This is a genomic window from Sporolactobacillus shoreicorticis (assembly GCF_024125445.1).
Lineage (GTDB): Bacteria > Bacillota > Bacilli > Bacillales > Sporolactobacillaceae > Sporolactobacillus > Sporolactobacillus shoreicorticis.
The window spans coordinates 63,146-74,895 of record NZ_JAMXWM010000020.1 but is presented as its reverse complement, the minus strand read 5'-3'; the positions used below and the strand labels follow the sequence as shown (position 1 = coordinate 74,895).

Genomic DNA, 11,750 nt, shown 5'->3' with positions numbered 1-11,750 from the left:
GTTGAGTCGCGGTTTTTTTATGTTTTATGTATACACTTTGGCAGCACTAAAAAACGATAAAGAAGCAGCCACAAAACAAAGAGCGGTTTGACTGTTTTATAAACGGACAATTTTTTTGTGATTGTTGCGTATTAAATCTGTTTTGCGACATGAGAAAGGAAAAAACGTCCTATTCTATGCACTTCTTATTTTGATACCGTCTCGAGTTACACGCCTTTTTTCAGACTGAGCACGTGCGCACCTTCTGAAATGGATGAATTTTGCGGCTTGATTGAGTAGTGTATCTCATAGTAGACCTTGTTGTCCTTTAATTGAAATTTAGCGATTCCGCCTTTGTTATGAAAACTGTCGACAAAGCGAAACTGTCCTCTGCCCTTAAGATCAATCGCAACGGTGTGCTTCATCGTCGCTGGCGCCTGTCTATTGCCGAGTACATTCTCAATAGAGATTTTCACGACGTTATAGATCGGCATCTCAATCGTTACATTTTGTATTGGTTCAGTTGGTCCATGATCGGTAAATTGGTGTTTATAATATTCGTTAAAGGTCTTGTTTGTATTGGACCAGATGCCATTATATCCGGAGCCGGCATTCTTATTGGATGCTGCTGTGCTGTTCTCGCTGCTGCTCGGCGTGCCGGCAGATGCTGACTTGCTGTTTGGGCTCTCCACTTTTTTGAACGTGCCGGAGTAATGTTTATTAAAACGCATGTAGTACTGAGCCCATGCAGTACCCTTCTCTTTCGAACTGCCGAAAGCCTTATTTTTTGATACAATCAACGTCTTTTTGTCTTTCGATAAGGTCATGGTCTGTGTCACGAAACCGGCTGCCTGGCCGCCGGCTCCAGTCAGCGGCGCGTTCTGAATAATGATTTGATTTCCCTTGGCCGTCAGCTTATTGCTCCAGGCAACTTGTCCGTATTTGTCAATACCTTCGTTGTACAAAATGCGGTCCGGTCGGATGGTTATAGAATGAAGCGGATCACCTGTGGACGTCCAATAACCGCTGTAGGATTCCCTTTTAGCGGCATTCGGATCAATTTTCGATGACCGACCTGATGGAGACGCAGTCGTTCCTCTATTTGCGGAGGGAGTCAATGGTTCCTCTTTCTTCACATGTGCGGTCTCGGGTTTTTGATTATCTTTTTCTGAATCAGCTCCACCGCAAGCAGCCAGTGACAATGCTAGAAATAGAAATACGAGCACACGTGTGATTTTTTTCATTGCGTCTCTCCTCGATTTAAGTTGTATATATGTATTATAAAATACGGCATGATTCTTCGTATACTCTGAAGGCCCGTAGAAAAGGCAAAAGTCCGGATGTGGACTTTTGCCTTTTGTATTTTTATTTTGTTGGCTTGACTACATGTCCGATCGGCTTGTGAACAATTTCGCCGTTCTTCATGATTGTCTCGCCGCGAACAATGGTTTCGACGGGGACGCCTTTGACATGCCAGCCGTCGTAGGCGGTGACTTTGCTCTTGCTGTGCAGGTCGGCAGCTTTGATCGTTGCTTCCTTGTTCATGTCGACGATCGTGATGTCGGCGTCGGTGCCGACTTCGAGCGAACCTTTCTGCGGGTAGATGCCGAAGCGCTTGGCCGGGTTTTCGGCCATCAGCGCGGCCAGCTTCTGCAGGCTGAGCTTGCCTTCGTTCACGGCATTGAGCATGAGCGGCGCCATCGTTTCAGTGCCGGGCATGCCAGCGGGAATCTTCCACAGGCCGCCCGCTTTTTCTTCCGGCGTGTGCGGCGCGTGATCGGATGAGACGATGGCGATCGTGCCGTCGCTGATCGCCTCCCAGAGCGCTTCTTTATCCTTCTCGTATTTGACCGGCGGATAGATCTTCATGACCGGGCCGATCTTGGGATAGTCCTCGTTGCTGAGGAACAGGTAGTGCGGACAGGTCTCAGCGCTGACCGGTGCGCCCTGTGCCTGAGCGCGTCGGATAGCATCGGCGGCCTCCCCCGTTGTCACATGGAGCACATGCAACTTGGCGCCGGACGCGCGTGAAAAAGAGGTCCCCATCTGAACCGTGACTTCTTCTGCCAGATTCGGTCGGCCGTCGAGCAGCGCATTGTAATCAGTGCGGCCCGTTTTTTTCACCTGTTCCGTAAGCACTTGGATCAGACTGCTGTCTTCACCGTGAATGGCCAGCACTTGTCCAGTTTTTTCCACATTTTGAAAAATATCATAGACTTCTCCGTCAGACAGCGGCGGCAGGACGTCGGTCATTCCGGGCTCATAGTTGTAGGTGAGTTGGAACGTGTTTTTGTTGACGGCGTAACCCCAGAAGTACTTGAAGCCAATGACGCCGGCCTCGTGGAGCTTGGGCAGCTGCGCGTTGTTCATTGGACCGAGGGCGATCCCCCAAATGCCGAAGTCGACGTGCGCCTTGGGCGTCAGGTTGGCGACCTGCGCATGAAAACTGGATGCGTCGCGTGTCGGCGGCGTTGTGTTCGGCATATCAAAAACGGTTGTGATTCCCCCCGCCGCCGCTGCCTGAGTTGAGGTAAAAAAGTCTTCCTTGTAGGTCGGGCCCGGGTCGCGTGAATGGACATGGACGTCGATCAGGCCGGGCAGGATGTATTGGCCGGTGGCGTCGGTTTCTTTTTTGGTCTCGCCTTCAAGCGGCTGCTTAGAGATCGCGGCGATTTTTTCATCCTTAATATAAACATGGGCTTGATAGGTTTCGTGTGGTGTGATGATGGTTCCGTTCTTAATGACGTAATCCCAGTTCATCTGTTGTGAGCCTCCATCCGTTCTGTGCGCTTTTGCTGTCTCTCATTATACGGGATTTACGTGCGGATAGGCAAAGGCCGCGTACAATGAGGATTGCGATTTTACCAGCACCTTGCCATATCGGCTGTCCCTTTTTAAGCAAGCTCGAAGCGGCCGATCAGATCTGTGACTGCGCCAATACGATGGCGTTCGAGGTAGGTTATAATCTCATCAATGATCGTCGTCATGGCGTTCGGTTGGACAAAGGTAGCCGTACCTATTTGTACGGCCGTTGCGCCGGCAAGAAACATCTCAACAGCGTCCTGACCGTTCATGATACCGCCGCTGCCGATGATAGGCAGATTGGTTGCCTGATGCACTTGATAGATAAGCCGGACAATGAGCGGTTTGACAGCCGCTCCGGACAAGCCGCCCATGATGTTGCCGATACGCGTCTTGCGTGACTCAGTATCAATTGCCATCGCTAGAAATGTGTTAGCGACTGTGAGCGCGTCGGCGCCTCCGCATTCTGCAGCATCAGCGATGTCCTGAATACGTGTCACATTCGGCGTCAGTTTGGCGATCAGCGGTTTGTCGGTTACTTGACGCACGCTGCTAAGCAGTTGATTCGTTGCGCTTGCGCTCATGCCAAAGGCTTGTCCGTTATCGCGCAGATTCGGACAGGAAATATTGAGTTCGAGCGCCGCAACGCCCGCCTGCCTGTCCAGCAACGTGGCAAGCTGTGCGAATTCGTCGATGGTTTCGCCGGAAATACTGGCGATCAGCGGCGGTTCATAGTGCCGATAGGCGGGCAGGATGTACGCGATATACTGGTCGATGCCCTTGCTTTGGATGCCGATTGAATTGATCATGCCGCCATCCACTTCACAAATGCGCGGTGTTTGATTGCCGCCGCGCGCAGACAAGGTGATGCTTTTCGGTACGATGGCACCGAGCCGATTGATATCAAGCAGTGGCGCAAGTTCGTATCCGAATGTGCCGGATGCCGGCATAACCGGATTTTTCAGGGTGAGGCTGCCGATTTTTACGGATAAATCCATTATGACAACACCACCTGACGAATGGGAAATACCGGGCCGTCGGTACAGACGCGCACCGTTTTCAACTGATTGTCATTGCACACCGTGCACGCGCAGGCGTAGCAGTCACCAATGCCACACGCCATATGAGCTTCGGTCGCCAGCTCGCCTTTTAGATGATAGATCACTGCGAGTTCCTGAACGAGCTTACTTAATCTGCGCGAGCCGCAAGTATAGATCGCGGCCATCTTTTCTTTCCGAATCAATTGTTCGGATAGTATGCGTACGGACGCTGTCGAACTGGTTCCTTCTTGATCGGTCACCGTATGCACCACAGCGCCGATTTGGTTCAGTGCTTCAACCGTCAACAAATCTCCGGGAGTTCGGGCACTGATAATCACGTGTACGCCTCGTTTTTCGGCACGCGCCTGTCTTGCCAGAGCATGCAATGTCGCAACACCGACACCACGTGCAGCCAGAAGCAGCGGGCCTTGATCCGGCAGAGTGAACCCATGACCAAGCGGACCGATTAGATTCAGTGAATCGCCTTTTTTCATGCGGGTCATCTGCTCTGTACCACTCCCTTTGATCAGATATAGAAATTCGAGCTGGCGCAATTCGTCGTCATAGTTGTAAACACTAAGCGGACGTCGTAACGGATTTTTCCATGCGTCTCCGCAGCGGATGTGGAAAAACTGTCCGGGCCGAGCCGGCGTGTCGCGCGCAGAAACATCAAGGGTCATCTGCCAATAACGTTCATTTACAGGATAATTGGCTATTAGTCTTGCGTCGAACGTTTTCATTGGGTGTTTTGTGCACCTGCCTTCGTTTCGGACTCAACGACTGCTCGTTCAAGTACGGCAGCCTCCAGGACCTCGATTCCGGTCATGATGTCGTGCAGATCGGTATGTTCGTCGGGATGATGGCTGATTCCTCCGATTGAGGGTACAAAGATCATGCCTACAGGACACAGAGCTGCCATATTCATAGTGTCATGTCCTGCCCCGCTCGGCATGCGAATGAATTTAATCTTTTTCCAACGGCATACTTTTTCAATGGATGCGATTATATCTGCATTCATGCGTACCGGTATCTCATCGCTCAGCAGCGTACAACCGATCTCCAAATGACGCGTTGCACGTAAGTGATCAAGGAATGTGTAAAGGAATTCGACAACACGATCCTTGGAGGCACGTGAAATACCGCGAATATCGACCTTCAGATGGGTCTCACCCGGAACAACATTCATTGCGCCGGGCACAATCTCAATATCTCCGACCGTAGCTACCGTTCCATGCTCCATCTCGCGGCGAGCTTCTTTTTCGAGTTCGATGGTAATCTCGGCCGCTCCGATCAAAGCATCCTGTCTCTGGTTCATCGGCGTCGAACCGGAATGTGCAGCATGTCCCTTCACGCAGATGTTAAAGCGTGTCGGTGCGGCGATCCCTCTCACCACACCGATTGGGGTGTTTTTTGCTTCAAGGATCGGTCCCTGTTCAATATGCATTTCCATAAAAGCAGCAAGTGCATGTTTCGGAAGCCGTGCTTCTTCAAGACGGCTGAATTCAAGTCCTCGGTCCGCAAATACGGATTGGATGTTCTGTCCCTCTTTATCTGTAAGACTCGCGATATCTTTTTGCTTGATCAGCCCGGCCATCGCCTTGCTGCCGATTTGCGAGAATCCGAATCGGGCGGATTCTTCGCAGGCAAATGCGAAAAGATCAATCGAATGCTTCGTTCGGATGTGCCGATCATTCAGATCACGCACAATTTCCAGTGCTGCAAGGACGCCTATTGTCCCATCGTACTTTCCACCTTCATAGACCGTATCAAGATGCGAGCCAATTCCGACGGCTGGAAGCTCTGGACAGGTGCCGGGCCTGCGCGCGATCACGTTGCCAGCCGCGTCTATACGTACCGATAATCCAGCCGCCTTGCACTGTGTGATGAAATAATCCGTTGCCTGCCTCTCCTCTCTGCTATAAGCAAGTCGTTTCATTCCCCGATCTGTGCCGCCTATTCTGCCGATTTCATTCATTGTTTGTTTGAATCTCCGTTCTTCTACCATTTGCCTATCGCCATCCTTAATACATATCCTAAATGACTGCGTCGCCGATTGTCTCTTTATGCTTTATCGCTCGCTCATCCTTTGAAGTAAATAGAGCCGGCCTTCTTGAGAAGTTCTCTCGTCAGCCGGCATTTTTTTAAAATAATGAACTGAGTGCCTGCATCGAGCTCAGATGATCGCTTGCCTGCTCTGCCACTCGCTGCAATGCCCGAATCAGCTTTTCTTTATTTGTGTCGAAATAATGATACTCGCCTACCAGACTCATGCTGATCAAGGCTTGATCGTTCGAATGAAAAATCGGAACCGACAAAGCCGCCGTGCCGAGTTCAAGCTCCTGCTCGCAGTAAGCCACTCGCACGCGCCGTGCCTCGTGAATTTTTCGCCGCAGATCATGGGTGTCCGTTAAGGTAAACGGAGTCAACGCATCCAACTTTTCTTTATTCAAAAGGCGATCAATCACTTCATCCGACTGAAAAGCCAGGATGATCTGTGCCGCCGCTGCCGCGTGCACCGGCATACGCTGTCCGACATGGACGAAAAAGCTGTTTCCTATGCTGGACGGCTGATGCGTATGGGTGCAAAAAATTTCATCGGATTGAAAGCGGCAGATGAATGCGTACAATCCGGTTTCTTCGCCAACCTGTTTGCAGTATTGTGCAAGCAGACCAACAGGATCCCGATTCTGAAGAAACGTACTGCCCCAAGCCATCGCTTTCGGTCCAAGCATATATTTTTTCGATTCCGGATCCTGCACCACTAATTGGTAACCCATCATGCTCTGCAGCATGCGATGCAAGGTCCCTTTGCTGATCAAGGTCTGCCGTGAAAGCTCCGCAATCCCAATTCCGGCAGCCGGACAGTCACTAATTTGATCCATCAGCTTGACGAACCGGTCCATCCATTCGATCATGATCACACCCTTTCTTTTTAAGCAAGATCTTTACCCTTCGTCTCGGGAACAAGCAGGAGAATTGAAGCTGCCGCCAAAATATAAACGAATGAGATTGTACCGAGCGCCACGCTGAGCGAATGATTCATAGCCATAAATCCGATAATCAGCGGACCGAAGCTGCCGATGAATCGGCCGGTATTAAAAATGATATTTTCCGCGGTGGAACGTGCTTGCGTTGTATAGTGTTCAGCCAGCAGCGCGCCGTAACCGCCCATCATTCCGTTTACGAAGAAGCCGAGAACAGAGCCAAGCGCAACGAGCATCGTCGGATTTTCAATATGGAAATAGATCCATACAATAATAGCCGCGCATATTTGAAAGGTAATATATGCCGGTTTGCGGCCCCATTTGTCGGCAAGCCAGGCAAACGTAATAATTCCAATCACCATGCCGATAACGGTTGAAATCGTCCAGACTACGGTACCGTTAATTGTATAGTGGTGCTGCTGCGCGAGCATCGTCGGCATCCAGTTCATGATGCCGAAATAGCCGAAGTTCTGCACGCTACAAATGATGATCAGACCCAGCGTCGTGCCGGTAATACGCCAGTTCTTGAAAAGTTCAACAATGGAGATAGAGGACTTCTTCTCACTCTTTGTTTTCAGCCAAATATCTGGTTCTTTAAGGCTGCGACGCGACCACCAGGCGAGCAGTGCAGGAATGACACCAACAAGAAATACACCTTTCCACCCAAAATGCGGAGCGATAAACGCTGCCGTCAACGTCGCCAGAATCGTCCCGCCTTGGTAACCGAGTGCAACATAAGAGGTCGCGCGTGTCCGCAATTTTTTGGGCCACGTTTCGGTGACCAGAGTCATACCGATTCCAAACTCTCCGCCGAGACCAAGTCCGGAAAGGAAGCGGAAAATATTAAATGTTTCGTAATTGGGTGCGAAGGCACATAATCCTGTAAACACAGAGAATACGAGAATCGTCCATGTAAACACACGAACACGTCCATAGCTGTCGGCGAGCATGCCGAATGCGTAACCACCAATTACAACACCAAGCATGGTAATCGTCGAGATACTCCCTGCCTGCGCGGAGTTGAGGCCGTAATAAGCGATAATTAGCGGTAATACAAAGGAAAGCATCATCATATCCAGCCCGTCCATCGCATAGCCAACGATTGATGCCCACAAGGTTTTGTGCTGATAAGGTCCAACCTCGTTCAATTTCACGGCATTACTTGATTCTGTCATTTTTGTTCTCTACCCTTCTTTTTCTGAATTTGTTATGAATATCCAATGCGTTTCATACAATTTCGTTCCATCCAATGGAACAACGTTTCTATTTTGAATAAACTAAAATTTAAGAATGAGTTTATTGTATGTGCTACTGAAAAAAATGAAAAGGATTATGTCAGAATATATGACAAGCTTTTTCTTATCCGACTGGTGTGGAGCGAATTCACCTGCTTGGATGTTGATTGATTTATCTCCACTCCATCCACCTTGACTAATCAACACCAATCCCCCGATCGGTTGATCGGAGGACTGATGTTCATCATTGAAGCGGTTCCATGAGTGCGTCTAGTTTCTCGTGTTCAAATCGATGAATTATTACGCTTATTTCGCATGCGTGTGCTGTCGCTTGGCTGAGCTTTGCTTGATGTTCAAGCTGGGAAAGCGGATTTGCGGGGCTGCCCTTCGGCCGGTCGACAATTTCCGAAAAGGTTTGGCCGGATCGGGTCGTCACTTTGACTGCGGTGTACCGGCCCTTCGGCCGCGCATGCTCGGTGGCTTGCCACTCGGGATCATTGTATATTCGCCACACTTTGATCAGTTGGGCCCGTGTTTTCTCCGGAATTGGTGCCGGTGCGAACGCGTCCCGATCCAAAGGCCTGCCGGTCAAGGCGAGCCAGACAGTGTATTCAATGCTGAAGCGCCCCCTCTTCACCTGTTTGCGGCGCGCGAATGAGCGCGCTGTCGCCGTTTTTCGGGAAAAGGACATCGACGCGGGCGATATCGGTTGCTTCAAATCGATAGGCGCGATAGAGGCTTTGTGCCGCATCCGCGCCCTGTATCGCGGCCGAACAGAACGTATGGCATTTGAACCACAGCCCCGGCGAGACGATTCGCCAAGTCTTTCCCCATGTATGCTTCCATTTGGCCATGTCCGGATTGGCGGATTCATAGACGTGAAAAAAGCCGTTTGCTTCATCAAATAGCTTCGTTGATCCGGCAATGCCCGCTTCTTCTATTGTTTCATAGGCAAAGACGGCCGCAAGTCCTGCGTGCAACGGCTTGACCGCCGTGCCGAATTGGAAGCGAAGTCCCGCACTTTGCGTTGCCGCAAGAATCAATACCTGAGCCATCCGGGGATCAGACAGATGCTTGAACGTGCCTGATTGCGGCTGCGGTGGCAATTGTGCCAAGGGGGCCGGTCGCATGCCAGCCGCGCTCATAATGATAGGGATTGACGGTCGCCAAGACGCGTTATTAACTCGACACCGATGATATAGGCACGCAGGAACGCATCACCATCGGTATTCGTGTCGGATACGGCAAGCAGCACGGACAAAATCGGCGCACTCGGATGTCCGCGTACATCGAAGTGGGCGTTGTCATAATTTAAATAATGCGCTTGAAATCCGTTACACAAAGCTGCATTTTGCGCGGAGACCCGTATATTGGCACCAACTAGGCGTGCCGAACTCGGTTCGCGTGCAACATGATCACGCAGCTTGGCAACGGCCGGTTCTTGGACGGCAGCGAGTGACGAAGCGATGTAATCGAAAAATCCGTCTCGCGCAGCGGTTAAGGCTTGAATATCCTGCAGCGGATCCGAGGATCGGATGAGTTTGACAATTGTTTCCGTTTGATGATCCATATTCCGTCTCTCCTTATAGATTGATTGATTTATTCGGAGAATTCCGTCTATGAAATAGAAATTGAAATCCTTTGCGTATTAAAAAAAACCGGGCAAAAAGCACCCGGTCCTCACTTCTGCAAGATGCCGCGGCTTTCGCGTTGCGTGCAGGACGTACTTTCACAGGACGTTTCGCTCCAAATGCGGTTTTAAATCATCAACCTTGAACAGAAATTTTTATTTCATAAATCACTTTGGTTCTTCATTAAGTAACGAAGTAAAATAAGCGGAGATTTTCTGGTTATATGCGTCATAGCGCTTCTTTCACGGGTAAATAAGGGTAATTTTTCCGCTTATTCAAAGAAAAACTCTCCATTTTCACGTTTTTTGATTTGATAAGCGGAATTTCTTCGTCTATTTAAGCGGTTTTTTCATTCATTTTCGAATTAAGCGGAACTTTTCCAACTATTTCGCAGATTGGGCGCTTACCTGATCGCCCAACTGAATCTTATGGCCTTATCGTTGTATCAACAGGCCAAATGCTAAACTTTCTTATCTTATAAAATAAAAAAAACCGGGCATATGCCGGCCCGGTCTTAAGTCGTTCGTCATCAGTTTGCAGGTGCGGCGGCTTCCAGCTCTTTTGTCAGCTCGTCCTGCGTGACTTTGATCGGAGCCGCGCCGTTCTTGCTAAGCAACCCGGTCGGTACAGAGGTCGCATCGAAGGCGATCGCTTCCTGGGTAATCGTCAAGCTGTAGTCGGTGTTGTCCGGCTGCGCGGTCAGGCCGTAGTTATCGGTCAGATAAGTCTTGAGCTCGCTGCCCGTGAGTGCTTTCCATTCTGCCTGATCCTTGAACAGCTGCAGGATGATTGGGTTGGTTTCCGCCTGATCCTTGTAGTCGAGGAAAAGGTGCACCAGATTGCCCTTGAGCAGGCTGACCTTCGGTTTGTCGAACGGTTTGAGAATCAGCTCAAGCCGCTTGTTTTCGATGGCCGGGAGCAGCTCGGTTTCGTAGTTTTTCAAATAGTTGGCGCAGTGCGGGCAAGCAAGATTCGTTATCACGGTCAATTTCAGCGGTGCTTCTTTGGAACCGAAATGAAAGCCTGTGTCGGATAGTATAGGCATGGTAATCCCTCCAATTTGATGTTACTTTTACGCTAACTTAATCTGCGGCAAGACGCAAGAAAAATGTAAGATACTGATACCGTAACTTCCTTGTTCTTGTCGAGCTGCTACAGAAAACGTCGCGTGCGCTCATTTTTTGAATCGCGCAGGACATCGTTCGCCGCGCCCTGTTCGATAATTTTACCTTCCGCCATGAACACAACCTTATCAGCGACCTCACGGGCGAATTCTTCTTTATAAACAATGCTGATTCGAAGCAAGTGTCAGCAACAGCAGGCATGGAATAGACTGTCGCGCAGACACCGCTTTGACGGTATCAAGAATTTTCCCGCCACCGACACCAATTTAGGGCATCATTCGAATGCTTACGGCTTAATTGCTCGATACGCGCAATCTCGCTTTCTGGGCATTCGCCTTGATGCACGGCTTCAGTAACATCGGTAAGCTGATCAAGCGGGAGATAAGGTTTCACCGCATCCCACGATCAATGCCCGTGAACCAGCAAGACATGTTGCCACGTCTGCTCTCCAAAATTTTCGGTAGCCTGTCAAACACGCCTGGTTCATCACAGTAATACTCAGGACCGAATCTCTGAACCACATGTTCACTCATCTTGTTGTTTCTCCCTCTTTTCCTGCATTCCAATTTTTCTTAAAGGGAGACTTGTTGCCCACACTTAAACAAAAAAGCTACCTTCTGGAATAAGAAAGTAACTTTTACTGAACGTAATCGTTGATCTTATCTTCCAGTACCGTCTCCGCGGTCTGCTAGATTTAACACCATACACTCGAGGTGCTGGTTGTCGGACTTCATTGGGCTAGTTCCCTTCGTCACTCTCGATAAGAAATGAAATTGTGATGTTAGTATATGATTTAAATCCTAGTTTGTCAATAAGAATTAATAGTATTAAATGTTTTTAGTGCGGTTGCATCTGTTTAATTTAGATCAGTTCGTGCCCGCGTTTCATGCATTGGCACTTGATTTTCATAGACGTGTGGATTTGATGCATAGATCCGGTTCGGATTCATGTTCAA

The 11,750-nt window shown here is 49.6% G+C and carries 13 protein-coding genes and 1 riboswitch; all 13 genes read right to left on the bottom strand.

The features are described from left to right. Positions 1-206: 206 nt before the first annotated feature. Positions 207-1,223, bottom strand: coding sequence for an LptM family lipoprotein (locus NIE88_RS15295; RefSeq protein ID WP_253063417.1), 1,017 nt, complete (start codon positions 1,221-1,223; stop codon positions 207-209). 121 nt (positions 1,224-1,344) lie between these two features. Continuing rightward, positions 1,345-2,739: an allantoinase AllB gene (gene allB / locus NIE88_RS15290; protein WP_253063415.1), complete on the bottom strand. Its 1,395-nt coding sequence runs from the start codon at positions 2,737-2,739 to the stop codon at positions 1,345-1,347. A gap of 134 nt (positions 2,740-2,873) precedes the next feature. Then, the gene (locus tag NIE88_RS15285; RefSeq protein ID WP_253063413.1) at positions 2,874-3,779 is read right to left on the bottom strand and encodes a dihydroorotate dehydrogenase; all 906 of its coding nucleotides are present in this window, start codon (positions 3,777-3,779) and stop codon (positions 2,874-2,876) included. Continuing rightward, complete coding sequence (locus NIE88_RS15280; RefSeq protein ID WP_253063411.1) at positions 3,779-4,561, bottom strand: dihydroorotate dehydrogenase electron transfer subunit; 783 nt, start codon at positions 4,559-4,561, stop codon at positions 3,779-3,781. Before NIE88_RS15280 ends, NIE88_RS15285 begins: the two co-directional genes overlap by 1 nt. Continuing rightward, positions 4,558-5,826, bottom strand: a complete 1,269-nt coding sequence (locus NIE88_RS15275; protein WP_253063409.1) for a Zn-dependent hydrolase — start codon at positions 5,824-5,826, stop codon at positions 4,558-4,560. The genes NIE88_RS15280 and NIE88_RS15275 overlap by 4 nt, the downstream gene beginning before the upstream one ends. A 136-nt stretch (positions 5,827-5,962) precedes the next feature. Next, complete coding sequence (locus NIE88_RS15270) at positions 5,963-6,736, bottom strand: IclR family transcriptional regulator (RefSeq protein ID WP_253063407.1); 774 nt, start codon at positions 6,734-6,736, stop codon at positions 5,963-5,965. A gap of 17 nt (positions 6,737-6,753) precedes the next feature. Next, positions 6,754-7,980, bottom strand: a complete 1,227-nt coding sequence (locus NIE88_RS15265) for an MFS transporter (protein ID WP_253063405.1) — start codon at positions 7,978-7,980, stop codon at positions 6,754-6,756. 304 nt (positions 7,981-8,284) lie between these two features. Beyond that, a complete protein-coding gene (locus tag NIE88_RS15260; RefSeq protein WP_253063403.1) occupies positions 8,285-8,677 on the bottom strand; it encodes an MmgE/PrpD family protein in 393 nt (130 codons plus the stop codon). Then, positions 8,652-9,170: an MmgE/PrpD family protein gene (locus NIE88_RS15255; RefSeq protein WP_253063401.1), complete on the bottom strand. Its 519-nt coding sequence runs from the start codon at positions 9,168-9,170 to the stop codon at positions 8,652-8,654. The genes NIE88_RS15260 and NIE88_RS15255 overlap by 26 nt, the downstream gene beginning before the upstream one ends. A gap of 11 nt (positions 9,171-9,181) precedes the next feature. Then, positions 9,182-9,610, bottom strand: a complete 429-nt coding sequence (locus NIE88_RS15250; RefSeq protein WP_253063399.1) for an MmgE/PrpD family protein — start codon at positions 9,608-9,610, stop codon at positions 9,182-9,184. A gap of 590 nt (positions 9,611-10,200) precedes the next feature. Further along, positions 10,201-10,716: a thioredoxin domain-containing protein gene (locus NIE88_RS15245; protein ID WP_253063397.1), complete on the bottom strand. Its 516-nt coding sequence runs from the start codon at positions 10,714-10,716 to the stop codon at positions 10,201-10,203. A gap of 107 nt (positions 10,717-10,823) precedes the next feature. Continuing rightward, positions 10,824-10,976, bottom strand: a complete 153-nt coding sequence (locus NIE88_RS15240; protein WP_253063395.1) for a hypothetical protein — start codon at positions 10,974-10,976, stop codon at positions 10,824-10,826. A 208-nt stretch (positions 10,977-11,184) separates the two neighbouring features. Beyond that, positions 11,185-11,328, bottom strand: coding sequence for a hypothetical protein (locus NIE88_RS15235; protein WP_253063392.1), 144 nt, complete (start codon positions 11,326-11,328; stop codon positions 11,185-11,187). A gap of 123 nt (positions 11,329-11,451) precedes the next feature. Next, positions 11,452-11,562, bottom strand: a riboswitch (SAM riboswitch). Between the last annotated feature and the right edge of the window lie 188 nt (positions 11,563-11,750).